Genomic DNA, 23,764 nt, shown 5'->3' on the forward strand with positions numbered 1-23,764 from the left:
TAAGCCCTCCAGCGCCGATGGTACTGCACTCGGGAGGGTGTGGGAGAGTAGGACACCGCCGGACAACCATTCAATCAGGGCCACCCCTTTCAAGGGGTGGCCCTGATTGGTATATCCACCCCCGGAATCTGTCGCTGTTGGACCGGACTGCCCCGGATATGATCTCCGCATGGCCACATTCGACAGTGCTGACGGCACCCGGCTGGCGTACCACCGGGTCAGCGCGGGCGATCCGCTGATCTGTCTGCCCGGCGGTCCGATGCTGGCCTCGGCGTACCTCGGTGACCTGGGTGGACTGTCCGCGCATCGCTCGCTGGTCCGCCTCGACCTGCGGGGGACCGGGGAGTCGGCGGTGCCGGCGGACCCGGCGACCTACCGGTACGACCGGCTGGTCGACGACGTCGACGCGCTGCGCGTGCACCTGGGCCGGGACCGGATCGACCTGCTCGGGCACTCGGCCGGCGGCAGCCTCGCGGTGCTGTACGCTGCCCGCCACCCGGACCGGGTGGCCCGGCTCGCGCTGGTCAACCCGAGCCCCCGGCCGGTCGGTCTGGACATCACCGACCTGGATCGCCGTGAGGTCGCCGAGCTGCGCCGCGGAGAGCCCTGGTTCCCGGCGGCCTTTGCCGCCTTCGAACGGATCTGGTCGGGTGCGCCCACCGCCGAGGACTGGGCCGCGATCACCCCGTTCATGCACGGACGGTGGGATGCCGCCCGGCAGGCCCAGCTGGCCCGGGAGGAGGCCGGCAGGAGCCCGGAAGCGGCGGCCGGGTACTACGCCGCCGGCGGGCCCGACCCGGCTGCCACCAGGTCCGCCCTGACCCGCCTCGAGGCGCCGGTCCTCCTGCTCACCGGCGAGTACGACGTGGCGCTTCCCCCGAAGCGCGCCGCCGAGTACGCCGGCCTGTTCCCGCAGGGCGAACTGGCCGTGCAACCCGGCGGCGGACACTACCCCTGGCTCGACGACCCGGAGTCGTTCGGGCAGACCCTGGCCGCGTTCCTGCGCTGACGGATCACCGGCTCGGCGCCACCCGTGCCAACGGACGGTATCCGGCATCGGCGGCCCGAAGACAGGTGACGGCCACACCTCGGCACCGCGCGACATGTCGGCCCCGCTCATATCCAGTGAGGTCTATGTCACGTTAGCGTCTGCGCACGCCGACACCACCGCCGGCGCTCCCGGACAGGAGAGCGTTGTGAAGACATCGCTGAAGGCCACCACTACCGTCCTCGCCGCCGTCCTGCTGCTGGTCCTGACCACCGCCGCCCCCGCCCAGGCCACCACCCCGTCCACCAAGGCCCCGGTCTCCGGGTCGCTGCGGGCCTACAACGTCTCCGGCGTCTACGTCGCCGGCGTCTCCTCCGGTGGCTACCTGGCCACCCAGCTGCACGTCGCCTACTCGTCCCGGATCCGGGGCGCGGCGATCTTCGCCGCCGGGCCGTACTACTGCGCGCAGAACAACGTCTCCCAGGCGATCTACGGCTGCGGCGACAACCAGTACCCGACCAACCTGTCCGCCCTCCAGACGTACACCCGGACCTGGGCGTCCTACGGCTGGGTCGACCCGGTGAGCAACCTCTCCGGCGATCCCGTGTACGTCTTCCACGGCAACAACGACAACACGGTGAAGAAGTCGGTCACCGACGACCTGGTCCGCTTCTACCAGCACTTCGACGCCAGCGTGCAGTACGACAGCGCCTCGTCGGCCGGGCACGCCTGGGTGTCGCCGTACGGGACGGCTGCGTGCACCGCGACCGCGTCGCCGTTCCTCAACAACTGTGGGACCGACCCGCAGAACAGCCTGCTGCGCACGCTGCTGGGCAGCGTCTCCGCACCGAACACCGGCGCGCTCGGGGGCACGCTCATCCGGTTCAGCCAGAACACCCACGCGGTCAACGGCTGGGCTCCCGGCCTGAGCATGGACGACAACGGCTTCGCCTACGTGCCGTCGTCGTGCGCGGCCGGGCAGTCGTGCCGGCTGCTGGTCGCCCTGCACGGCTGTCTCCAGGGGTACGGCAAGGTCGGCACCGCGTTCGTGGACCGGGCCAACCTGAACCAGTACGCCGACACCAACAACCTGATCGTGCTCTACCCGCAGGCGAGCACCAGTTCCAGCAACCCGAACGGCTGTTGGGACTGGTGGGGCTACCTCGGCGCGACCAACTACCCGATCAAGGGTGGCGCGCAGGTGGAGACCATCATGAACATGGTCCGCCGCCTGGACGGCTGAGCCGCCGCGCCACCGACGGTGCCGCGGGTGCGCGCCGGACGGCACACCCTAGCCGCGGGCGCGCCGCCCGTCGAAGGGCGCCACCGGGTCGGCGACCTGGCCGAGTTCCGCCGGGAGCTGGGATACGACGTCGTCGTAGTCGCCGGGTGGGATGGTCTCGCGGAGGGTGTCGAACACCGCCCGCATGCCGATCTCGGCCAGTGCCGGCTTCACCTCGGCGCGTCCACTGACCCGTTGCACGAAGACGTCGAGCCCGAACCGCTCGCCGGTCTCGCTGGAGGCGAACGCGTACGCCTTGAGGTCCTCGGGAAGCTGGGTGGCGAGGTCACGGGCCTCGCCCCCGTCTATCCGTTCCGCCAAGGTCCGCAGCGTGGCCTGGGTGAGAGCGGTTGCTCGCGCCGACGACGTGTTCGCCCGCTTCGCCACCATGCCGATGAAGTCGTTGCTGTCCACGGTCGGAGCCCTCCTCTTGGCCGATGGCGGCATCTACCCGTGCACCACCACGGCAAACGGCGGTGCGCGCCCGGACACCCCCGGCGGGCCCGCGCCGCCCGGTCGCGAGGTGAGCTTCCGGACTCAGGCCGGCATATCGGTGGTTACCGGATGGCGACCCGGTTTCCTGGCTACCGTAGGTGCGGAGCCGGTCAGCGGCGAGCGGCCCGGTCGATCGGCCGGACGGCCCGGCACCGAGGGCTGGCCGAAGGGCCGATCGCTGGAGGCGATACCGGTGACGATGGAAGCAGAGCGGACTCTCGACGAGGAGCAGCTCACCCAACTGGGTGAGGTCGCCGCCCAGCTGCGGGTGGACTCGATCCGGTGCAGCACCAGGGCCGCGTCCGGGCATCCGACGTCGAGCCTCTCCGCCGCCGACCTGCTGGCGGTGCTGATCTCCCGGCACGTCCGCTACGACTGGGCGGAGCCGGGCAACCGCGCCAACGACCACCTGATCTTCTCCAAGGGCCACGCCTCGCCGCTGCTGTACGCGGTCTTCAAGGCGGTGGGTGCGATCAGCGACCAGGAGCTGGTCGACACCTACCGCCGGTTCGGGTCGCGTCTGCAGGGGCATCCCACCCCGGCGTTGCCCTGGGTCGACGTCGCCACCGGTTCGCTCGGTCAGGGACTGCCGGTCGGCGTCGGTATCGCGCTGGCCGGCCGGTACCTCGATCAGCTGCCGTACCACGTGTGGGTGCTCTGCGGCGACAGCGAGACGGCCGAGGGCTCCGTCTGGGAGGCGCTGGACAAGGCCGGCCACTACGGGCTGCGCAACCTCACCGTGCTGGTCGACGTGAACCGGTTGGGGCAGCGGGGGCCGACCGAGCTGGAGTGGGACCTCGACACCTACCGGCGGCGGGTCGAGGCGTTCGGCTGCCAGGCGATCGTCATCGACGGCCACGACCTGGCCGCGATCGACGACGCGCTCGGCCGGGCCCGGCAGGCGACCGGTCCCACCGTCGTGCTCGCCCGCACGGTGAAGGGCAAGGGCGTACCCGAGATCGAGAACAAGCCGGACTGGCACGGCAAGCCGCTGAAACCCGATCTTGCCGAGCGGGCCGTCGACGCTCTCGGCGGGGTACGCCAGATCCGGGTCACCGGGCCGCAGCCCGAGCCCGCCCCGCCCACCGGCGCCCCCGCAGCTCAGCCGCTTGAGTTGCCGCGGTACGACCGGGGCGCGAAGGTCGCCACCCGCAACGCGTACGGGGACGCGCTGCGCGCGGTGGGCGTCCGGCCGGACGTGGTCGTCCTCGACGGTGAGGTCAGCGACTCCACCCGCGCCGACCGGTTCACCGACGCCCACCCCGACCGCTACTTCGAGATGTTCATCTCGGAGCAGCAGATGGTCGCCGCGGCGGTCGGGCTGCAGGTGCGCGGGTACCGGCCCTTCGCCTCGACGTTCGCGGCGTTCTTCTCCCGCGCCTACGACTTCGTCCGGATGGCCGGCGTCTCCCGGGCCGACATCGCCCTGTCCGGGTCCCACGCGGGCGTGGAGATCGGGGCGGACGGTCCCTCCCAGATGGGGCTGGAGGACCTGGCCGCCATGCGCGCCGTCCAGGGGTCGACGGTGCTCTATCCCAGCGACGCCGTCTCCTGCGCCGCTCTCGTCGCCCAGATGGTCGACCGCAAGGGCGTCAACTACCTGCGCACCACCCGCGGCGGGCACCCTGTGCTCTACGACAACGACGAACCCTTCCCGGTGGGCGGCAGCAAGCTGCTGCGCGGCGGCGACGACGACCGGGTCGCGCTGATCGGGGCCGGGGTGACCGTGCACAACTGCCTGGCCGCCGCCGACGAGCTGGCCTCCGCCGGGATCAACGCCCGGGTCATCGACCTCTACTCGGTCAAGCCGCTGGACCGGGAGCGGTTGCTCGCCGCCGTCCGGGACACCGGCGGCCGGCTGGTGGTCGTCGAGGACCACTACCCCGAGGGTGGCCTGGGGTCGGCCGTTCTCGAATCGCTGGCCGACCTCGCCGAGCCGTTCCGGCTGACCCACCTGGCGGTACGCGGGCTGCCCACCTCCGGGACGCCCACCGAGCTGATGGACCAGGCGGGGATCGGGGTCAGCGCCATCGTGGCTGCGGCGCGCGCCTCGGTCTGAGCTTCCCGGCCCCGCATCACGGCGCTGCCAGGGGTGCGGCCTCCGCGCGGGACCGACCCCGTTTCGGCCATCCGCTCGCGGGTACCCGCACGGTCCGGTGCGAGAGGGGGTCCGAGTGAACCACGCGGAGTTCATCCAGGCGGTGGCGTCACGACCTGGGGTGTTGCCGTCGCAGGCCGAGCCCGTCACCCGTGCCACGCTGGAGGCGTTGGCGGAACGGATCAGTGGTGGTCAGGCCCGGGACCTCGCCGCGCAGCTTCCCGAGGAACTGCGGGTCTACATGTCCGCAGCCGACGAAGGTTCCGTACCGTTCGGGCTCGCCGAATTCTTCGAGCGGATCCAGGCCCGGGCCGCGGTCAATCTTCAGACGGCGACCGACGGTGCGCGCGCGGTGCTGGACACGCTGCGTGCGGCGGTCAGCGAGAAGGAGTACGGGGACTTCGTCGCCCAACTGCCGAAGGAGTTCTGGCAGCTCACCGGGCCGGCGGCCACCCGGCTCGAACCACGCCGGATCGGCACGTAGGCGCGGGTTCCGCCCCGCTTGCATCGCCTGGGCGAACGCCGGTCCGCCGCGATCCGTAAAGGACGCATGGGTGGGTGGCCCCGGGGGCACAGTGACCCGGTGGACGACGTACTGGACGAGACAGCGCCCCGGCCGGCGGACGTCGGGGAGCGGGCGACGGTCCGGGTCGTGGTGGTCGGGGAGCCCGGGCTGCTGCGTACCGCCGTGGCCGCGGTCCTCGCCGGCGCACCGGGTTTCGAGGTGGCGGGGGAGTGCGACCCGGCCGAGGGCGTCGCGGAGCCGGTCGCCGCCACGCGGCCCGACCTGGCCCTGGTCGACCTCGACGCGGTGCGCGATCCGTCGGCCCTGACCGGACGCCTGCACGCCCGGTTGCCGGAATGTGCCGTGGTCGTGCTGACCGCCCGGCGCACCGCGCGGGTGCTGCGCCGGGCGCTCGGTGCCCGGGTGCGCGGGGTCATCGCCAAGGACGTGCCGCCGGACGAACTGATCGACCAGCTCCGGGCGATCGCCGACGGGCAGCTGATGATCGATCCGTTGACCGCGCTGGCCGCGCTCGACGCGGCGGTGAACCCGCTCAGCGAGCGGGAACGGGAGGTCGCTGCCGCCGCCGCCCGGGGACTGCGCACGAAGGAGATCGCCGCCCGGCTCCATCTGGCCCCGGGCACCGTCCGGAACCACGTGTCGACCCTGTTGCGCAAGACGGGCGGGCGGAGCCGGTGGGACGCGATCCAGCGCGCCCAGGACGCCGGCTGGATCTGACGACACGCGGACCGGGGTGTCGCGCCGGAGCCGATTTCAATAGGATTCCTGACCGTGCGTCATCGCTCGCGCACGTGACGTCAACAACGGGGGTTGATGACGGGGAGTCTGCATGGTCCGCACTCTGCTCGCGCTCCAGGGCGCACTCGTCCGCGGCGCGCTCGCCCAGCTGCTCGACGCCGAGGACGACATCGACGTCGTCGGCGAGGCGGACACGCCGGACGAGCTGCGGTCCGCCCTGCGGGCCGAGCGTCCCGACGTCGCCGTCGTCGACGGGGACCGGGGCACGGTGGCGTCCGCAGCCACGACGGGGCCCCCGGGCGGATCGTCGAGGGCGTCCGGCAGCTCGCCGATGGTCAGGTGGTGCTCGATCCCGACCTGGTGGTCGCGGCGCTGGCGGTCGCCGGCAGCCCGCTGACCCCGCGCGAGCGGGAGGTGCTCGACGTGGCGGCCGAGGGCCATCCGGTGCGGGACATCGCGGAGCGCCTGGTCCTGTCCGCCGGGACGGTGCGCAACCACCTGTCCCGGATCATGGCGAAGACCGGCGCGCGTACCCGGCTGGAAGCGGTGCGGATCGCCCGGGAGTCGGGCTGGATCTGAGCAGGTCCGCCTCCCCGTAGCCGACCAGTTCCCGGTACGCGGTCGAGCGGTCCAGCAGGCCCCGGTGGCTGTCGAGCAGCGCGGCCCGCCCGTCGAGCAGCAGCACCCGGCGGGCGCGCAGCGCCGAGCTCACCCGGTGCGCGATCACCACCAGCGTGCCGGGCCGGTCGGCGAAGGCCTCCTCCAGCCGCGCCTCGGTCGCCGGGTCCAGGTGGCAGGTCGCCTCGTCGAGGATCATCAGGGGCGCGGGGGAGAGCCAGGCCCGCAGCAGGGCCAGCTGCTGACGTTCCCCGGCGGAGAGGTCCGCCGGGCGCAGCGTCGCGTCGTAGCCGCCGAGCCGGTCCACCAACCCGGTCAGCCCCAGCCGGGTCGCCGCCCGGGTGATCGCCGGATCCGGCAGGTCGGGCCGGAGGTACGTCAGGTTCTCCCGCAGGGTGCCGGTGAAGACGTACGCCTCCTGCGGGATCAGGACGCGCCGGCCGGCCAGTTCCGCCGGCGTGGCGCCGGCCACCGGCACCCCACCGACGCGCACCGTGCCGGCCTGCGGCGACAGCACCCCGGCCATCAGCCCGGCCAGGGTCGACTTGCCGATCCCGCTCGCGCCCACGATCACCAGGTGGTCCCCGGCCGGCACGTCGAGGTTGAGTCCGTCGAGCACCGGGTCGGCGTGCGGGCCGTACCGGAAGGTCACCCCGCGCAGGGACAGCGCCGGCGCGGTCTGCCGCGGGACCCGGGCGGTGGCCGGCGCCGGGGTGCGCACCGGGACGTCCGTGCGCAGCAGCCGGTCGAGGGTGACGGCGAAGCGCAGCCCGCCGGCGGCCACGCCCTGGACGAGGGTGTGCAGGGCGGGTTGCACGCCACCCACGACGTAGACCAGGGCGCCGAGCACCGCGCCCGGCCCGAGCCCCTGCCGGACCAGCCACGGGGTGGCCAGGAGCACCACCGGCACCGGCACCCAGCCGCCCACGGCCAGGGTCAACCCCCGGGTGGCGGCCATGGTGGCCAACCGTCGCTCCACCCGCGCCTGGTCGTCGACGTACCGGCCGACCCACCGGGTGGTCCGGTCCCGCGCGCCGCTGACCGTGACGTCGCGGTGGCCGGCCACGGCGGTGACGGCGACCCGGCCCAGCCGCTCGTCGGCCAGCACGTACTGCCGTTGCCGGGCGATCATCGCCGGCAGGGCCGCCGCGAACAGCCCCAGGCCGGCCAGCACCGGCACCGTGACCAGCAACGCGACCGGCGCTGACAGGGAGAACAGGCCGACGACGGCGGCGCCGGCGGCGAACAGGAAGCCGCGTACCACCATCAACAGCCCGGCGTAGGTGTCCCGCACCATCTCCACCTGGTGGGTCAGCCGGGCCACCGCCGCGTCGTCGCCGCGACCACCCGTCGCACCTTCCAGCGCGCCAGCGACCACCCGGCGCAGCAGGTCGTCGCGGAACGGCTCCACCACGTCCCCGAGCAGCGCGTACGCCCGGTTGGTGCCGACCGCGCCGATGAGCACGGCGGCCGCGAGCAGGCCCAACCAGAGCAGCCCGGTCGCCGGGCGCCCGGCCAGGAAGCCGTCGTCGACGGCCCGTGCGGTGAGCAGCCCGGCCAGCCCCGCCGGCAACGCCTCGGCCACCGACCAGCCCGCCAACCGGCACAGCTCGGCGCGGCGCGCCCGCAGCGCCGCCCGGGTCACCTCGCCGACCGCGCTCACGCCCGGAACACCGCTCGGTAGTCGGGGTCGTCCCACAGCACCCGGTGCGGGCCGACCGCGCGGAGCCGCCCACCGTCCACCCAGGCCACCAGGTCCGCCCGCGCGGCCATGCCGACTCGGTGGCTGACCACGATCCGGGTACGCCGGTCGCCCGGCCCGGTCAGCGTCCGGGTCACCCGGTACTCGGTGACGGTGTCCAGGCTGGACGTGGCGTCGTCGAGGACCAGCAGCCGTCCGGCGCGCAGCGCGCGGGCCAGCCCGAGCCGCTGCCGTTCCCCGCCCGACATGGCGACCTCGGCCAGCGGCGTGCGGTAGCGCCCGGGCAGCCGCTCGACGAAGTCGTGGATGGCCGCCGCCCTGCTCACCGGCACCGGGTCGGCGCCGCACCCGACCGCCTCGCCGACCGTGTCACCGACCAGCACCGGCCGTTCGAACCCGTAGCCCACCGCCGCGTGCAGCGCCGCCGGGGCCAGCTCGGGCAGCGGCACGCCGTTCAGGCGTACCTCGCCGGAGTCCGGGTCCCGCAGTCGTCCGGCGACGGCGGCGAGCAGCGACTTGCCCGCCCCGGACGGCCCGACGACGACTAGCAGCGTCCCGCCGGGGACCCGCAGGTCGACCCGGTCGAGCAGCAGCCGCCCGTCGTCGCCCCGCACGCTCACCTCCCGCAGCTCCAGCTCGCCCGGTCCGGGGGGCAGCGTCCGGGTGCCGTACCGGCGGACCGGCTCGCCCAGCACCTCGGCCGCGCGCCGGCAGCCGGCCCGGACCCGGACCGCCTTGTTCAGGGCGCCGACCACGGTGCCCAGGCCGGCGCCGAGCGCCGCGTACTGCAGGGCGGCCAGCAGCTCGCCGGGGGTCATCCGCCCGGCGGCCAGCGACAGCCCGCCGACGGCGACGACGGCCAGTTGCAGCAGCGGGTTGACCACCGCGCCGCGGGTCGCCGCGCCGGCCAGCACGGTCCACGTCCGCGCGCCGTGCGCGCGCAGCGCGGCGACCGGCGTCAGCACCCGCGCGACCTCCCGTTCGGCGGTGCCGGCGGCGGCGATGGTCCGCGCCCCGGCGAGCGCCTCCACCATCCGGCCGGCGAGTTCCCCCTGGGCCTGCTGGTAGCCGGCGACCGCGGTCGAGGCGTCGGCGACGAAGTTGCGCAGCAGCACGCCGAGCAGCAGGAGCCCCACCACGAAGGTGAGGCCGAGCCACGGGTCGATCAGGGTGAGCGCCACCAGACTGCCCAGCGGCGGCAGCAGCACCGTGCCGGCCAGTACGACGGTCGGGGCGGCCTGCCCGGCGTCGGCCACCTGGCCCACCAGCCGGCCCACCAGGTCGCCCACCGGACGGCGGGCCGCGATCCGTGGATCGAGGGCGAAGATGTGTCGGGCCAGCGTGTGCCGAAGCCCGGCCACCGAACGGGCGGTGGCCGCGCCCGTGCCGTAGTCCCGTACCGCGTCGGTGGCGACCAGCACGGCGATCAGCGCGACCACCGCGGCGAGCCAGTGGCCGGACGAGGCGCCCGGCGCCGTACCGACGGCGGCGTCGACGGCGCGGCCCAGGGTCACGGGCAACGCCAGTTCGGCCGCCACGCCGACCACCGCGACCACGGCCAGCACCGGGGTCCACCAGCCGGCGGACCCGACGGCGCGCAGCAGGAGCCGGTTGGCCGGGGTCATCACACCTCTTTCACGCCGCGGCCCCGGACCGGCGTGAACCGGCCCGGGGCCAGGCGAACTGATCGTCAGTGGCAGGTGGTGACGCTCAGCGAGCTGTCGCCGCAGAGCAGCAGGCTGGCCTGGCTGCCGCCACCGGTGCGCTCGGCGGCCGGCAGTTCCATTCCCTGGAGGTCGAGCAGAGCCATGTCGGTTCCTCTTTCTCTCGTGGTGCGGAGTTGGGCTTCTCGGGTGATCGTCGGATCGACGACCGCCACCTCAGTTGCAGGTGGTGACGCTCAGCGAGCTGTCGCCGCAGAGCAGCAGGCTGGCGCGGCTGCCGCCACCGGTACGCTCGGCGGCCGGCAGTTCCATCCCCTGGAGGTCGAGCAGAGCCATGTCGTTGCACCTCCTTCCACATGAGTCGGGTCGGTCGGCCCCGGGGTGACCCGGGGAGCTTCGGTGGCCGGTCAGCCGGCCGACCCCGCCGGCGTCGCGGCCGGCAGCGGCCTCAGGGCCGGACGCGGCCCCGCCTTTGACGGCGGATTCGCGTCCGACGGCGGCCTCGCGTTCGGCAGCGGCGTCAGGAACGGCAGCCGGGCTGCCGCCGGTCGGGTCGCGGCAAGGGCGGTGAGCACGCCGGCGGTGCCGGTGGCCAGGTCCATGGAGAGCCGCAGCAACTGGTCACCGGGGAAGGCGGTCAGCCCCCGGTACGGCAGGGCGTGCCAGCTCAGCAACCGGGCCTGCTGCCGTGCCGGGTCGTACTCGCCCCGCCCGGCCAGGTAGGTGACGATCCCCGCCCGGCCGGCGAAGAGGCCGGACTGGGCGTAGAACGGGGAGTCGGCGCAGCGCCGGATCGCCGCCGCCGCGGTGTCGAACCGCTGATCCGGGCGGTGGCGCAGGTACTGGTCGAGCACGAGGCCGATGCCGACGCTGCCCTCGGCGAGGTACGGCATGGTCCGCCAGCCCTCGTTGACCTCCAGGTGGCCGGCGTCGCGCTGCACGCATCGGCGCAGGTCCTGGCGCAGCGCGGTGGCGGCGTGGTCGAGCAGCACCGGGTCGCGGTCGAGCTCGTACCGGCGCAGCAGCATCAGCGCCACCCCGGCCCCGCCGCGGGTCAGTCCCGCGTACGGGTGCCGCCCGCCGCTGACCTCGGCCACCGAGTCGACGTCGCCCAGCCGCTCGACGACCAGGTCGACCGCCTGCCGGGCGGCGTCGGCGTACCGCCGCTCGCCGGTGACCCCGGCGAAGTGGGTCAGGTTCAGCGCGACGCCCGAGAGGCCGCCGATCAGGTCGTTGCCCAGGTCCGTCCACGGCTGGTCCAGGCAGAGGTCGAGCAGGCGCAGGGCCTCGTCGCGGTGCCCGAGCCGGTCCAGCACGTACGCGATGCCGTGCAGCCCGTCGTAGAGGCCGAGCCGGCTGCCGGAGGCGGGTTCGCGTACCCGGTCGATCAGCCACCGCTCGTGCTCCGCTTCGGTGGGCGCGCCGCTCGTGTGCAACGCCCAGAGCACCCCGGCCGCGCCGTGGGCGAGGTTCAGCCCGCCGTCGCTGCCCGCGAACTGCCGGATGTCGCCGGGGAAGAGCCGGTCGTCGCGGTGCGGGGTGGCGCTGGCGGCGATCGCGGCGGCGAGGCGGTCGCGCAGTCCCGGCCAGTCGTCCGGGTCCACCCGGACGGCGCCGCTGGTGTCCGCCGGCACCGCGGCCCGTTCGTCCGGCGTCCCACCGTGGCCGTCCGGCACCCCGGCCCGGCCGCCGATGATCACGGCGACCGTCTCGTCGAGCAGGTCCCGGGGCACGGGGAAGTTCTCGGCCACCACGTCGGCCAGGTGCGCCGCCTTCTCCGGGGCGAGCCGCAGCATGGCCGTCAGCGGCAGGAAGAGCGCCAGCCGCAGGCAGGCCAGGGCGTACCGGTCGACGTCGAAGCCGGTGCGGTCGCGCGGGGCGGCGAAGGCCTGGTTGCGCAGCGCCGGCCGGCCCGCCGCGTCGGCGCGCGCGGCGACCTCGAAGTCGACCAGCGTGGCGGTCCCGTCGTCGCCGACCAGGATGTTGAACATGTGCAGGTCGCCGTAGACGATCCCGTGGGCGTGGATGGCGTCCACCGCCTCGGTCACCTGCCCGTGCACGTCCAACGCCCAGCGGGTGTACGCGGCCCGGTCGGCGTCGGCGTGGACCAGCGGGTAGCGCTCCACCACCAGCTGGTTGAGCGGCCGGCCCTCGACGAACGCCAGGGCCAGGAACTCGTGCCCGCCGAAGCTGAACTCGTCGTGCACCCGCGCCAGGTGCGGCACGTCCGCGAGCTGCCGCAGCACCTCGGCCTCCCGCCGCAGCCGGGTCACCGCGTCCGCGCCGGTGGCGTCCAGTCCCGCGTACGGCCGGGCCTCCTTCAACACCACCCGGTCCCCGGTGCGGGTGTCCCGGGCCTCGTACAGGCCGCCGCCGTTGGAGAAGTGGATCACCTTCTCGATCCGGTACGGCAGCGCGGTGGTGCTCGCCGCGTTGCGGGCGGCCAGGTGCGGGGCGAGGAAGTCAGGCAGGGTGACCCACTCCGGCACGTGGAAGACCGGGTCGCGGCGGTCCGGCACCAGGCTGCCGCTCGCGTCCTCGATGGCCGGCACCACCTGCCCGTCGGGGGAGAGGCAGTACCGGGCGGCGAAGCCGCCGTAGCGCAGGTGGACCGGGCCGTCGCCGTAGCGCAGGTCGCTGAGGATGTACGGCCCCCGCTCGCCGTCGAGCAGCGCCGCCAGTTCCTTGGCGGTCAGCTCCAGCTCGGCGTCGTCGCGGGGGTAGACCGTGATGAACTTGCCGCTGGCGGCCCGGCGGGCGTACTTGCTGTTGCGCATGAGCAGCATCCGCGGCCCGCGCAGGTGCTTGAACGGGATGCCGCGCGGCTGGCAGTAGTCCATCACCCGGGTCAGCACCCGTTCGGCGTTGTCCAGCCGGGCCGACACGTGGATCTTCCAACCCTGCTGGGGGAGCGAGCCGTCGACCGGGCCGTGGATCAGCCAGTCGTCCTTGACCTCGCACTCCCAGCCGTCCGGCACCGGGCGGTCCGTCGCGTAGCCGGCGACCACGGTGCTCGCGCTGGCCAACGAGTCGTAGAAGAGCGGATCGACCGCGCAGTACGAGTCGTACCGTTCATCCATGTCGCCTGCCTCCGCCGCCTGGTCGGTTGGGGTCCATCCTGCGGACGGCCGAGAGGCGTGCGAAGTGCGATGAGTCATCGATCGGCGGTGAGTTTCCCACCCCGAAGTCGTGACAACGGCGGAGTTTGAACTCGCGAATACCGCGTGACCAGTGCGGAGGCGCGCCGGCACCGGTGGGCGGCCGGACTGCCGGCGGACATGGAACGGGGGCGGGCCGACCGGCCCGCCCCCGTCACCGTCCTACCGCTCAGTGCACCGGCACCTGCGCGGCCGCCTCCTCCTGGGCGCGTCGCTCGTCGCCGCTGAGGGTGTGCAGCGGCTTCTCCTTGATGAACAGCACGACGACCAGCGCGAGCGCCGCGACCGGCGCGGCGACCAGGAACAGGTCGGCGGTGGCGATGCCGTACACGTCCTGCACGATGCGCAGCACCGGCTCGGGCAGGGTGGACAGGTCCGGCACCTCCGCGGAGCCGCCGCCGGTCGCCGCGGCCGGGCCGAGCTTCTCGGTCATCAGCGAGGTCACCCGGTTGGCCAGGACGGCGCCGAGCGCGCTGACCCCGATGGCCCCGCCCATGCTGCGGAAGAAGGTCAGCACGGAGGTGGCGGCGCCGAGTTCGTGGGCCGGCACGTCGTTCTGGGCGGCGAGCACGAGGTTCTGCATGAGCATGCCGACGCCGATGCCCAGCACGGCCATGTAGGTCGACAGCACGACCACGCTGGTGCGGGCGTCGATGGTGCCCAGGAGCAGCATCCCGACGGTCATCACCGCGGCGCCGGCCACCAGGTAGGCCTTCCACCGGCCGAACTTCGTGATGAGCTGGCCGGCGATCGTCGACGAAACCAGCAGACCGAAGATCATCGGGAGGCTCATCAGGCCCGCGACGGTCGGCGACTTGCCCAGCGAGATCTGGAAGTACTGGGACAGGAAGACGGTGCCGCCGAACATCGCGACGCCCACCAGCACGCTGGCGACGGTGGCCAGCGAGACCGTGCGGTTGCGGAAGATGCCCAGCGGGACGATCGGCTCCGCCGCCCGCGACTCGACGAGGACCGCCAGCGCCAGCAGGACCACACCGGCGGTGACCATCGCGGCCGTCCAGCCCGAGGCCCAGGCGAACTTGTTGCCCGCCAGCGACGACCAGATCAGCAGCGTGGAGACGCCCGAGGTGATCAGCACCGCGCCCCACCAGTCGATCTTCACCGTGCGGCGGACGACCGGCAGGTGCAGGGTGCGCTGCAGCAGGACGATGGACAGGATGGTGAACGGCACCCCGATCAGGAAGCACCACCGCCAGCCCAGCCACGACGTGTCGACGAGGAGGCCGCCGATCAGCGGACCGGCGATGGTGCCGACACCGAAGACCGCGCCGAAGATGCCGGCGTAGCGGCCCAGCTCACGCGGCGGGATCATCGCCGCCATGACGATCGTGGCCAGCGCCGTCATGCCACCGGCGCCGATGCCCTGCACGACCCGGCTGACCAGCAGCACCTCCACGTTCGGCGTGAAGCCCGCGATCAGCGAACCCACCACGAACAGCCCCAGCGAGAGCTGGATCAGCAGCTTCTTGCTGTACAGGTCGGCCATCTTGCCCCACAGCGGCACGGTCGCCGTCATGGCGAGCAGTTCGCTGGTGACGATCCAGGTGTAGACGGTCTGGCTGCCCCGCAGATCGGCGATGATCCGCGGCAGCGCGTTCGCCACCACCGTGGAGGCGAGGATGGACACGAACATGCCCACCATCAGGCCGGAGAGGGCCTGGAGAACCTCCCGACGCGACATGCGCGTGCCGACGACCTCGGCCGGGTCGGCGGGCGGGACGGTTGTGGTCATTGACGCTCCCTTTCGGGGTGGATCCGGATTGGCTGGCCCCGGAACGGATGCGCCGGGGCGGAGGACTGGTGGATCAGGAGGTGGGCGAGGGATCCGGCAGGCCGGCGGCGATTGCCGCGAACGCCTCGTCCACGAAGTCGCGCAGTGTGCGGCCGTCGGTGTCGGCGGCCCAGCGCAGCATCGCGGTGCGGAATGCCGCGCCGGCCACCGCGGTGACCAGCGCCGGGTGGCCGTGGTCCGGATCGACAGCGAGGCGCGCGGCGATCGCCTGGATCATGGCCTGCTCGGTCTCGAGGTTGCCGGCCATCAGGCGGGGCAGCAGCGCGGGATTCTGGGCGATGACCGCCAGGCGCAGCCGCCACAGCTCGCGCTCGGACTCCATCGTGTCGATCGCCTCGTCGAGGGCGATCCGGACGGCCGACAGCGCCGGCACCTGCGGTGGGGCGGCCACCAGCCGGGCCACGACGCGGTCGCGGTCGACCGCCAGGTCGGCGATGAGCGCGTCGTCCTTGCAGGTGAAGTAGTTGAAGAAGGTGCGCGAGGAGACGTCCGCCGCCTCGCTGATCTCCTCCACCGTCACGTGCTCCAGGCCGCGTTCGGCGACCAGTCGCAGCGCGGCGGCGGTCAGCGCCGCCCGCGTCAGCCGCTTCTTGCGGTCCCGTCGCCCGCTGGCGGCCTGTTCGGTTACGGTCACTCCGGCGACGCTACGAGGAAACTTGCGGAGCCTGCAAGTTTTTATTCTGTGAAGTGATGTTCCCGACCGGCGCGCTACGCGCCCGAGATCGGAGCGAGGCATGGGCAGTTGTCGTCGGTCGCCGACGGTCGTCGTTCCATGACCGCCGTCGACGTGCTCGTGGTCGGGGCCGGGCCCACCGGGCTGGCCATGGCGGCGCAGCTGGCCGCCTTCGGGGTACCGGTCCGCGTGGTCGACCGCGCGGTCGACCGGGCCCACGAGTCGCGGGCCTTGGCGATTCAACCGCGCACCCTGGAGGTCCTCGCCGGCCTGGGGGTGACGGACGAGCTGCTGGCCGGCGGCAACCCCGCGGTCCGGCTGTGCCTGCACGCCCACGGCCGGGTGCGGGCGGTGCCGATGTTCGACCTGGGCCTGGGGGACACGGCGTACCCCCATCTGCTGTTCCTGTCCCAGGCGGAGACCGAACGCATCCTGGGCGAGCACCTGGCGGCGGCGGGGCTCGGCGTCGAGCGGGGCGTCGAGCTGGTGGGGATGAACCAGACCGGGGACGGCGTGGCGGTCACCCTGCGGCACGCCGCCGGCCGCGAGGAACCGGTGTCGGCACGGTACGTGGTGGGCTGCGACGGCGCGCACAGCACCGTGCGCCACCTCGCCGGGATCGGCTTCGAGGGCGGCGCGTACCCGCAGACGTTCGTCCTGGCCGACCTGGAGGCCGACGGCGTCGCCGGCGGCGCGGCGCACGCGTTCGTGTCCGGACAGGGGCCGTTGTTCCTCTTCCCGCTGGGGCACCCGGCCAGCTGGCGGCTGCTGGTGATGCGTCCGCCCGCCGACGCGCCCCCGCCCGAGTCGCCGGTCACCCTCGACGAGGTGCAGGCGCTCGCCGACACCTACACCGGCGCGACGGTGCGGCTGCACGACCCGGTCTGGATGACCAACTTCCGGTTGCACCACCGCGCCGCCACCCGCTACCGCGCCGGGCGGGTGTTCCTGGCCGGCGACGCGGCGCACATCCACAGCCCGGCCGGCGCGCAGGGCATGAACACCGGCATCCAGGACGCGGTCAACCTCGGGTGGAAACTCGCCCACGCACTGCACGGCGGCGCCGATCCGACCCTGCTGGACACCTATGACGCCGAGCGGGCGCCGGTCGGCCGGATGGTGCTGCGCTTCACCGACCGCGCCTTCACCGCGGCCACCTCCACCAGCCCGGTCGTCCGCTTCATCCGCGGCCGCCTCGCCCCGGCGCTGCTCCCCGCGGTGCTCGCCCCCCGGTTCGTGCGGGCCGCCGCCTTCCGCACGGTGTCGCAGCTGGGGATCGGCTACCGGCGGAGCCCGCTGTCGACCGACGGCCCCCGCCCGCCGCGCAAGGGTCCGCGGGCCGGGGACCGGTTGCCCGACGCGCCGGTTTCCGGCGCCGGCGGTGGCACGCTGCACCGGCTCACCGCGGCGCCCGGGTGGCACCTGCTGCTCTGCGGACCCCCGGCCGCCTGGCCGACGGGCGATCCGGCCGGACTGGCGCAGCGGTACCCGGGCCGGCTCACCGTGCACCGGCTGACCGAATCCGACAGCACGGGGGGAGCGGTACCCGCCGCCCGCGCGTTGCGCCGGCTCGGCCTCGCGCCCGGTGTCAGCGCTACGTACCTGGTCCGCCCCGACGGCCATGTCGGCTACCGGTCCGGCGGCACGGACCTGGCGGGGTTGACGGCCTACCTGGACCGCTGGCTTCCCTCGTGACGCCGCGGCGACGCCGGTGCCCGCTGAAAGGCCTGGCGCAGCCCACCCGCCGCGCCACTACGGACGCGGGCCCGCCCCGGCCAGCAGCTCCGCCAGCTGGCCCAGGTCATCGAGGCGAAGGTCACCGTCCAGCCCCTTCAGCGCGGCGGTCATCGCGCCGGCGGCCCGTCCGGCCCGCAGGCCGACGTCGGCATCCTCCACCACCAGGCACCGCGCCGGCGGGACGTCGAGCAGCTCGGCGGCGCGCAGGTAGCCCTGCGGGTCCGGCTTTCCCACCGTGACGTCCTCGACCGTGACCAGCACCGGTGCGTCGATTCCCGCCGCGCCGAGCCGGGCCTTCGCCAGCCGGCTGTCGGCGCTGGTCACCACCGCCCACGGCAGCCCGAGCCGCGCCAGCGTCTCCAGCAGCGCGGGCGCACCACGGGTGGCGGTCACGTCGGACAGATCGTCGTACTGCAACGCCAGCTGCCAGTCCGCTGCCGCGGCCACCGCGGCGTCGTCCAGGCCCGGCAGCAGTCGCCGCACCGTGCGGTCGGCGGGACTGCCGTGCGCGATCGCCAGCACCGCCTCCGGGTCGACGTCGTACTCTGCCGCCCACACCCGCCACGCCCGCTCCACCGCGGCGTCGGAGTCCACCAGAGTGCCGTCCATGTCCAACAGCACCGCACCGACCGACGACACGTCCATGATCACCTCCCGTAATATACTCGCACCGCGAGGATAAGGTGGTGAGACCCGCTCATGGCAAGTCCTTCCCGGCACCGCGCCGAGACGGCCCGGTGGCTCACCGCGTCGCAGGTGCTGGCCACGCTGCACCGGCGTCCGGGCATCACCCGCGCCGCCATGGCCGCCGAGTTGCAGCTGACCAGCGGCTTCGCCACCGAGATCACCGCCCGGCTGCGGGACCTGCGCCTGCTCACCGAGACACCCGCGCCGGCACGGGGGCGGGGCCGGCCCACGACCGTCCTGCGACCGCATCCCGAGGGGCCGGTGGTACTCGCCGTCGACCTGCGGCAGGAGGACTGGCGACACGCCGTCGCGACCATCGACGGGCAGTTGCACGAGGTGCGGGCCCGTTCCCACCGCACCCGTGAACCGGCCACCGTGCTGGCCGCCGTACGGCACAGCGTCGAGGCGACCCGCAACCGGTACGGCACGCGGCTTCGCGCGGTCTCGCTGGCGGTCGCCGGCACCATCCATGACGGCCACCTCGTACAGGCCGCCACCCTCGGCTGGCGCTCGGTCGACCTCACCACCATCACCGCCGGCACGGACCTGCCGCTGCTGCTCGGCAACGACGCGACCCTCGCCGGCGTCGCCGAGGCCCGCACCGGCGCCGCCGTCGCGGCCGGCACCGCCCTGCACCTGATCGTGGGGGTCGGCATCGGCGGCACGCTCACCATCGCCGGGGCGCCGGTGACGGGCGCGCACGGCGCCGCCGGCGAGTACGGCCACCTGCCCTTCGGCGACCGGGAACAGCGCTGCCCCTGTGGCGCCCGCGGCTGCTGGGACCTCGACGTCGACGGCCGTGGCCTGGCCCGCCACCTCGGCGAATCCCCACCCGCCGACCCGCGGCGCTACGCCGGGCAGGTCCTCGACCGTTGCGCTGTGGACCCGCGCGCCCGGCAGGCGGTCCGGGCCGTCGCGACCTCCCTCGGCATCGGCATCGCGGGTCTGGCCAACATCCACGACCCCGACCTGATCACGCTCGGCGGACTCGGCCCCGCCCTGCGGCACGCCGCCGCCGAAGCCTTCGACACCGCCTACACCGACGGTCTGATGACCCTGCACCGCGCCCGCCCACCGTCCGTCATGGACGCCGCACACGGGGACGAGGGTTCGCTGCGCGGCGCCGCCATCGTCGGGCTCGACCACGTCACCGGCCAGCGCGCCCTCGCCGAGTGGGTGCGCACCCTCGCCACACCACCCGGGGATGTGGCCCCGACGGTTTCCGGCTGATTCCCCGAGTACCACCACACTCTCCCGGCCTCGTTGAAAAGGCGATCCACCAGGCGTATGACGGAGTGGCCGGCCACGCCGGTCGATTTTCGTGTCGTACGGCTGCCGTTCAATCGGCCTGCACGCGGTCGGCCGGTTCCGCGGGTCTTCAGCACGGTGACGGTGCCGCACCGCGTCCCGGCGTGCGGCCCCGCTGGTCAGCTCCGCGCGGTGCGACAGGAGGCGCTGTCCGGAATGGGTGAGAGAGGGTTGAGATCATGAGTAGACGCACCACCGGCCCGGCCGTCGAGGCCGAGGGCCTGACCAAAGCGTTCGGGGAGACCCGGGCGCTCAACGGCATCGACCTCCAGGTCCCCGCCGGTACGGTCTACGGCCTGCTCGGCCCGAACGGTGCCGGCAAGACCACGGCGGTACGGGTGCTGGCGACGCTGCTGCGCCCCGATGGCGGCACGGCGAGGGTCTTCGGTCACGACGTGGTCGCCGACGCCGACGCGGTCCGCTCCCGGGTCAGCCTGACCGGGCAGTACGCCTCGGTGGACGAGGATCTGACCGGCACGGAGAACCTCGTGCTGCTCGGTCGCCTGCTGGGCCTGAAGAAGCCGGCGGCCCGCGAACGTGCCGAGAGCCTGCTCGCCGCGTTCGGCCTGACCGAGGCGGGCGACCGCCAGGTGAAGAAGTACTCGGGCGGCATGCGGCGGCGCATCGACATCGCGGCGAGCATCCTGAACACTCCCGACCTGCTGTTCCTGGACGAGCCGACGACCGGGCTGGACCCGCGCAGCCGCAACCAGGTCTGGGAGATCATCCGGGCCGTCGTGGCGCACGGCACGACGGTGCTGCTGACCACCCAGTACCTGGACGAGGCGGACCATCTCGCCGGCCGGATCGCGGTGATCGACCACGGCCGGGTGATCGCGGAGGGCACCCCGGGTGAGCTGAAGTCGTCGGTCGGCTCCGGCACCGTCCACCTGCGGCTGCGCGACCCGGGGCAGCGGCCCGAGGCCGAGAAGGTGCTGCAGGCGGCGCTGGGCGTGCCGGTGCAGCTCGACGCCGACCCGGTCGCGTTGACGGCCCGGGTCGGTGAGGGTGGCAGTGACCTCGACGCGAGCCGGCACGCGGCCCGCGCGCTCGGTGACCTGGCCAGCGCCGGCATCGTCGTGGACGACTTCTCCGTCGGCCAGCCGAGCCTGGACGAGGTCTTCCTGGCCCTGACCGACCATTCCGCCGCCACCGTGGACGAGCAGAACAACGAGCTGGAGGCAGCCCGATGAGCGAGACCGCCACCACGACCGGGCCCGCCCCGGCCGTCTACGTACCGTCCGCCGACGCGCTGGGCACCGTGCTCGCGCCGGGCGCGCGACCGCCCCGGCCGACGGCGCTGTCGGCGTCGCTCACGTTCGGCTGGCGCGCCATGTTGAAGATCAAGCACGTGCCGGAGCAGCTGTTCGACGTGACGGCGTTCCCGATCATCATGGTGCTGATGTTCACCTACCTGTTCGGCGGCGCCCTCGCCGACAGCCCGCGGGACTACCTGCAGTTCTTCCTGCCCGGGATCATGGTGACCAGCGTCGTGATGATCACCATGTACACCGGCGTCGGCCTCAACACCGACATCGAGAAGGGCGTCTTCGACCGCTTCCGTACGCTGCCCGTCTGGCGGCCGGCCGCGCTGGTCGGCATGATCTTCGGCGACGTGCTGCGCTACGTCCTGGCGGCCCTGGTCATCCTCGGTGTGGGGCTGGCGCTGGGGTTCCGGCCCGGCGGCGGGTTGCTCGGGGTGCTGGCCGGGATCGGCCTGCTGGTGGTCTTCTCGTTCGCGTTCTCCTGGGTGTGGACGTTCTTCGGCCTGATCCTGCGCAGCGAGAAGTCCGTGATGGGAGTCAGCATGATGGTGCTGTTCCCGCTGACGTTCCTGAGCAACGTCTTCGTCGAGCCGGCCACGATGCCCGGCTGGCTTCAGGCGTTCGTCAAGGTCAACCCGGTCACGCAGCTGGTGGCCTCGGTGCGTGCGGCGATGTCGGGGTCCTCCGACGCGTCGAGCATGATGTGGACGCTGCTGTGGAGCGCCGGGTTCGTCGTGGTGTTCGGCACCCTGACCATGTACCGGTACAACCGCCGCTGATCCTGACGCGACGACCGACCCCGCGCCGGGCCCAACCCGGTGAAGGTTTCTTTCATGCATCGTGATTAACAGGAAGGCTATTGACAGCGGCCGTTTCCCGGGGCGAGGGTGAGCGTGCAGTGGCCCCCGCCCCACCTGGAGGTTCGATGCGCCCCATCGCCGTGCCACGCAGACGTGTCCTGCTGGCTGCCGCCGTCGCCGCAGCCACCGCCCTGCTCACCACCGGGCCGGTCGCCGCCGATCCGCTCCCCGCGGGGACCTCCGCAGCCGACGACCGGCAGCAGCAGTACGCCGCCGCGGCCGCCGAGTACGGCGTGCCGGAGAGCGTGCTGCTCGCCGTGTCCTACCTGGAGTCCCGTTGGGACACCCACGCCGGGCAGCCGAGCACCAGCGGCGGCTACGGGCCGATGCACCTGACCGACGCCGCGCAGGTCGCGTCGACGCCCGCCAGCGGTCACGTCGACGAGGACGAGGACCCCCGGGGCGACGAGTCCCGCCCGCTGGCCGTCGACCCGGCGCTGGGGGCCGCGCCCAGCGGCGACACCCTGCCGCAGGCGTCCCTGCAGACGCTCGACGCGGCGGCCGCCCTCACCGGCGTACCCGAGGAGGTGCTGCGCACCGACGCCGCCGCCAACATCCGTGGTGGCGCGGCGCTGCTGGCGTCGTACCAGCAGGAGCTCGGCGGGCCCGACGGTGCCGGCAGCGACCCGGCGGCCTGGTACGGCGCGGTGGCCCGGTACTCCGGCGCGGACACCGCGGACGCGGCGGCGGCCTTCGCCGACGAGGTGTACGACCAGCTCGGCCTCGGCGCCAGCCGGACGACCGACGACGGCCACCGGGTGACCCTCGCCGCCCGGGCGGTGACGCCGGACGAGTCCGGGCTGCACCGGCTCGGGCTGCGCCGCGCCGAGCGGCCGGACGGCCTGGAGTGCCCGGTCCGCCTCGCCTGCGAGTGGCTCCCCGCCCCCTACGAGAAGTACGGCCCGAACCCGGGCGACTACGGCAACCACGACCTCGGTGACCGGCCGGCCCAGCAGAAGATCGAGTACATCGTCATCCACGACACCGAGGGCTACTTCGGCCCGAGCGTGAAGCTGGTCCAGACGAAGACCTACCTGGGCTGGCACTACACGCTGCGTTCGGTGGACGGCTACGTCGCCCAGCACATCAAGGCCGAGAACGTCGGCTGGCACGCGGGTAACTGGTACGTCAACGCCAAGTCCATCGGCGTCGAGCACGAGGGCTTCGCCGGCCACGGCACCTGGTACACCGAGGCGATGTACCGGACCTCGGCCAAGCTGGTGCGGCACCTGGCGCTGCGGTTCGGCATCCCGCTGGACCGCCAGCACATCCTGGGCCACGACAACGTCCCCGGCACCACCGCCGGGACCGTGGCCGGGATGCACTGGGATCCGGGCCCCTACTGGGACTGGTCGCACTACTTCGAGCTGATGAAGGCGCCGTTCCAGGCCACCGGCACCCCGCACACCGGCCTGGTCACCATCGACCCGGACTACGCCACCAACCAGCCGGCCTTCCTCGGCTGCAACCGGCAGCCGCCGGGCGTGCCGACGCCGGTGCCGCCGGCCGTGCCGTGCCCGCTGCGCGGGTCCTCCTCGGTCATCCTGCGCACCGCGCCCAGCCTCGACGCGCCGCTGGTCAACGACCGAGGACTGCGACCGAACGGCACGCCGGACACGATGTACATCTCCGACCACGGCGCCCGCGCCTCGGCCGGCCAGACCTACGCCCTCGCCGGCGTCCAGGGCGACTGGACCGCCATCTGGTACCTCGGCCAGAAGGCGTGGTTCCTCAACCCGCCGTCGGCGCCCACGGCGAAGTGGGCGGCGGGCTTCGTGGTGACGCCCCGACCGGGCCGGGCCACCATCCCGGTGTACGGGCGGGCCTACCCCGAGCGGGCGGCCTACCCGGCCACCATCCCGTACCAGCCGATCTCGCCGTTGCAGTACACCTTAGCGGCGGGCCAGCGGTACGCCCTCGGCGGGGTCCTGCCGGGCGAGTACTACCGCGCCGTCTCCTTCGACGGCTCGGCGCCGGGCGACCGGACGGTGGTCCGCGGCGCGAACAGGTACGTGCAGATCCAGTTCGGCCACCGGGTGATGTACGCGAACCTGGACGACGTCCTCGTCCTGCCCGCCGCGGTGGGCGCGTCCGGGTAGCCGTTCCCGGCGCACTTCGCGATCAGGGCCGTTACCCGCGCGGATGCGGGTAA

General features: G+C 73.5%; 21 protein-coding genes. 12 read left to right on the forward strand and 9 right to left on the reverse strand.

What is annotated here, in order from left to right; genetic code table 11:
* Positions 1-169 precede the first annotated feature (169 nt).
* Together KBX37_RS04365 and KBX37_RS35180 are read left to right on the forward strand one after the other, a co-directional pair.
* Positions 170-1,009: an alpha/beta fold hydrolase gene (locus KBX37_RS04365; RefSeq protein ID WP_210774630.1), complete on the forward strand. Its 840-nt coding sequence runs from the start codon at positions 170-172 to the stop codon at positions 1,007-1,009.
* A 187-nt stretch (positions 1,010-1,196) separates the two neighbouring features.
* Positions 1,197-2,231 (forward strand): PHB depolymerase family esterase, encoded by a 1,035-nt coding sequence (locus KBX37_RS35180; protein WP_307848941.1) that lies wholly within the window; start codon positions 1,197-1,199, stop codon positions 2,229-2,231.
* Between the two features lie 48 nt (positions 2,232-2,279).
* Here the strand turns inward: KBX37_RS35180 and KBX37_RS04375 are convergent, their stop codons facing one another.
* A complete protein-coding gene (locus KBX37_RS04375) occupies positions 2,280-2,684 on the reverse strand; it encodes a DUF2267 domain-containing protein (protein WP_210774632.1) in 405 nt (134 codons plus the stop codon).
* A 280-nt stretch (positions 2,685-2,964) separates the two neighbouring features.
* Here KBX37_RS04375 and KBX37_RS04380 point away from each other — a divergent pair, with 280 nt between their 5' ends.
* The 5 genes from KBX37_RS04380 (at position 2,965) to KBX37_RS35415 (ending at position 6,706) form a co-directional block, all read left to right on the forward strand.
* Positions 2,965-4,824 (forward strand): transketolase, encoded by a 1,860-nt coding sequence (locus KBX37_RS04380; protein WP_247657038.1) that lies wholly within the window; start codon positions 2,965-2,967, stop codon positions 4,822-4,824.
* 115 nt (positions 4,825-4,939) lie between these two features.
* The gene (locus KBX37_RS04385; RefSeq protein ID WP_210774634.1) at positions 4,940-5,347 is read left to right on the forward strand and encodes a DUF2267 domain-containing protein; all 408 of its coding nucleotides are present in this window, start codon (positions 4,940-4,942) and stop codon (positions 5,345-5,347) included.
* Positions 5,348-5,446: 99 nt separating this feature from the next.
* Positions 5,447-6,106 (forward strand): response regulator transcription factor, encoded by a 660-nt coding sequence (locus tag KBX37_RS04390; RefSeq protein WP_210774635.1) that lies wholly within the window; start codon positions 5,447-5,449, stop codon positions 6,104-6,106.
* Positions 6,107-6,218: 112 nt separating this feature from the next.
* Entirely contained in the window at positions 6,219-6,524 is a 306-nt protein-coding gene (locus tag KBX37_RS35410) for a response regulator transcription factor (RefSeq protein WP_305798088.1), read from the forward strand.
* Positions 6,470-6,706, forward strand: coding sequence for a helix-turn-helix transcriptional regulator (locus KBX37_RS35415; RefSeq protein WP_307848942.1), 237 nt, complete (start codon positions 6,470-6,472; stop codon positions 6,704-6,706). Before KBX37_RS35410 ends, KBX37_RS35415 begins: the two co-directional genes overlap by 55 nt.
* On the opposite strand, the gene KBX37_RS04400 is transcribed toward KBX37_RS35415, so the two are convergent.
* The 7 genes from KBX37_RS04400 to KBX37_RS04430 form a co-directional block, all read right to left on the reverse strand.
* Positions 6,636-8,408: an ABC transporter ATP-binding protein gene (locus tag KBX37_RS04400; RefSeq protein WP_210774636.1), complete on the reverse strand. Its 1,773-nt coding sequence runs from the start codon at positions 8,406-8,408 to the stop codon at positions 6,636-6,638. The genes KBX37_RS35415 and KBX37_RS04400 overlap by 71 nt on opposite strands.
* On the reverse strand, positions 8,405-10,072 hold the full coding sequence (locus KBX37_RS04405; RefSeq protein ID WP_210774637.1) for an ABC transporter ATP-binding protein: 1,668 nt from the start codon (positions 10,070-10,072) through the stop codon (positions 8,405-8,407). The genes KBX37_RS04400 and KBX37_RS04405 overlap by 4 nt, the downstream gene beginning before the upstream one ends.
* A 65-nt stretch (positions 10,073-10,137) precedes the next feature.
* Positions 10,138-10,257, reverse strand: coding sequence for a SapB/AmfS family lanthipeptide (locus KBX37_RS04410; RefSeq protein ID WP_091302793.1), 120 nt, complete (start codon positions 10,255-10,257; stop codon positions 10,138-10,140).
* Positions 10,258-10,327: 70 nt separating this feature from the next.
* On the reverse strand, positions 10,328-10,447 hold the full coding sequence (locus KBX37_RS04415; RefSeq protein WP_088647629.1) for a SapB/AmfS family lanthipeptide: 120 nt from the start codon (positions 10,445-10,447) through the stop codon (positions 10,328-10,330).
* 71 nt (positions 10,448-10,518) lie between these two features.
* Positions 10,519-13,191, reverse strand: a complete 2,673-nt coding sequence (gene lanKC, locus KBX37_RS04420) for a class III lanthionine synthetase LanKC (RefSeq protein ID WP_210774638.1) — start codon at positions 13,189-13,191, stop codon at positions 10,519-10,521.
* A gap of 247 nt (positions 13,192-13,438) precedes the next feature.
* Positions 13,439-15,022: an MDR family MFS transporter gene (locus KBX37_RS04425; RefSeq protein WP_210774639.1), complete on the reverse strand. Its 1,584-nt coding sequence runs from the start codon at positions 15,020-15,022 to the stop codon at positions 13,439-13,441.
* Positions 15,023-15,095: 73 nt separating this feature from the next.
* Positions 15,096-15,716, reverse strand: coding sequence for a TetR family transcriptional regulator (locus KBX37_RS04430; RefSeq protein ID WP_307848943.1), 621 nt, complete (start codon positions 15,714-15,716; stop codon positions 15,096-15,098).
* 138 nt (positions 15,717-15,854) lie between these two features.
* Here KBX37_RS04430 and KBX37_RS04435 point away from each other — a divergent pair, with 138 nt between their 5' ends.
* Positions 15,855-17,450 (forward strand): FAD-dependent monooxygenase, encoded by a 1,596-nt coding sequence (locus KBX37_RS04435; protein WP_210774641.1) that lies wholly within the window; start codon positions 15,855-15,857, stop codon positions 17,448-17,450.
* 57 nt (positions 17,451-17,507) lie between these two features.
* Here KBX37_RS04435 and KBX37_RS04440 read toward each other — a convergent pair whose 3' ends face one another.
* Entirely contained in the window at positions 17,508-18,137 is a 630-nt protein-coding gene (locus tag KBX37_RS04440; protein ID WP_210774707.1) for an HAD-IA family hydrolase, read from the reverse strand.
* Between the two features lie 54 nt (positions 18,138-18,191).
* Between KBX37_RS04440 and KBX37_RS04445 the strand changes: the two genes are divergently transcribed.
* The 4 genes from KBX37_RS04445 to KBX37_RS04460 all read left to right on the forward strand — a co-directional run bounded on the left by KBX37_RS04445 (position 18,192) and on the right by KBX37_RS04460 (position 23,711).
* On the forward strand, positions 18,192-19,409 hold the full coding sequence (locus KBX37_RS04445) for an ROK family transcriptional regulator (RefSeq protein ID WP_210774642.1): 1,218 nt from the start codon (positions 18,192-18,194) through the stop codon (positions 19,407-19,409).
* 257 nt (positions 19,410-19,666) lie between these two features.
* Positions 19,667-20,680, forward strand: a complete 1,014-nt coding sequence (locus KBX37_RS04450; protein ID WP_210774643.1) for an ATP-binding cassette domain-containing protein — start codon at positions 19,667-19,669, stop codon at positions 20,678-20,680.
* On the forward strand, positions 20,677-21,531 hold the full coding sequence (locus KBX37_RS04455) for an ABC transporter permease (RefSeq protein WP_210774644.1): 855 nt from the start codon (positions 20,677-20,679) through the stop codon (positions 21,529-21,531). Before KBX37_RS04450 ends, KBX37_RS04455 begins: the two co-directional genes overlap by 4 nt.
* A gap of 146 nt (positions 21,532-21,677) precedes the next feature.
* Complete coding sequence (locus tag KBX37_RS04460; protein WP_210774645.1) at positions 21,678-23,711, forward strand: N-acetylmuramoyl-L-alanine amidase; 2,034 nt, start codon at positions 21,678-21,680, stop codon at positions 23,709-23,711.
* Positions 23,712-23,764 lie beyond the last annotated feature (53 nt).

This window comes from Micromonospora sp. U56, assembly GCF_018070095.1.
GTDB lineage: Bacteria > Actinomycetota > Actinomycetes > Mycobacteriales > Micromonosporaceae > Micromonospora > Micromonospora purpureochromogenes.

Coding starts and splice junctions, on each gene's coding strand:
- KBX37_RS04365 (WP_210774630.1), top strand. CDS start 170: ATGGCCACATTCGACAGTGCTGACGGCACCCGGCTGGCGTACCACCGG.
- KBX37_RS04380 (WP_247657038.1), top strand. CDS start 2,965: ATGGAAGCAGAGCGGACTCTCGACGAGGAGCAGCTCACCCAACTGGGT.
- KBX37_RS35410 (WP_305798088.1), top strand. CDS start 6,219: ATGGTCCGCACTCTGCTCGCGCTCCAGGGCGCACTCGTCCGCGGCGCG.
- KBX37_RS04405 (WP_210774637.1), bottom strand. CDS start 10,072: ATGACCCCGGCCAACCGGCTCCTGCTGCGCGCCGTCGGGTCCGCCGGC.
- KBX37_RS04410 (WP_091302793.1), bottom strand. CDS start 10,257: ATGGCTCTGCTCGACCTCCAGGGAATGGAACTGCCGGCCGCCGAGCGC.
- KBX37_RS04415 (WP_088647629.1), bottom strand. CDS start 10,447: ATGGCTCTGCTCGACCTCCAGGGGATGGAACTGCCGGCCGCCGAGCGT.
- lanKC (WP_210774638.1), bottom strand. CDS start 13,191: ATGGATGAACGGTACGACTCGTACTGCGCGGTCGATCCGCTCTTCTAC.
- KBX37_RS04425 (WP_210774639.1), bottom strand. CDS start 15,022: ATGACCACAACCGTCCCGCCCGCCGACCCGGCCGAGGTCGTCGGCACG.
- KBX37_RS04435 (WP_210774641.1), top strand. CDS start 15,855: ATGACCGCCGTCGACGTGCTCGTGGTCGGGGCCGGGCCCACCGGGCTG.
- KBX37_RS04440 (WP_210774707.1), bottom strand. CDS start 18,137: ATGGACGTGTCGTCGGTCGGTGCGGTGCTGTTGGACATGGACGGCACT.
- KBX37_RS04445 (WP_210774642.1), top strand. CDS start 18,192: ATGGCAAGTCCTTCCCGGCACCGCGCCGAGACGGCCCGGTGGCTCACC.
- KBX37_RS04450 (WP_210774643.1), top strand. CDS start 19,667: ATGAGTAGACGCACCACCGGCCCGGCCGTCGAGGCCGAGGGCCTGACC.
- KBX37_RS04455 (WP_210774644.1), top strand. CDS start 20,677: ATGAGCGAGACCGCCACCACGACCGGGCCCGCCCCGGCCGTCTACGTA.
- KBX37_RS04460 (WP_210774645.1), top strand. CDS start 21,678: ATGCGCCCCATCGCCGTGCCACGCAGACGTGTCCTGCTGGCTGCCGCC.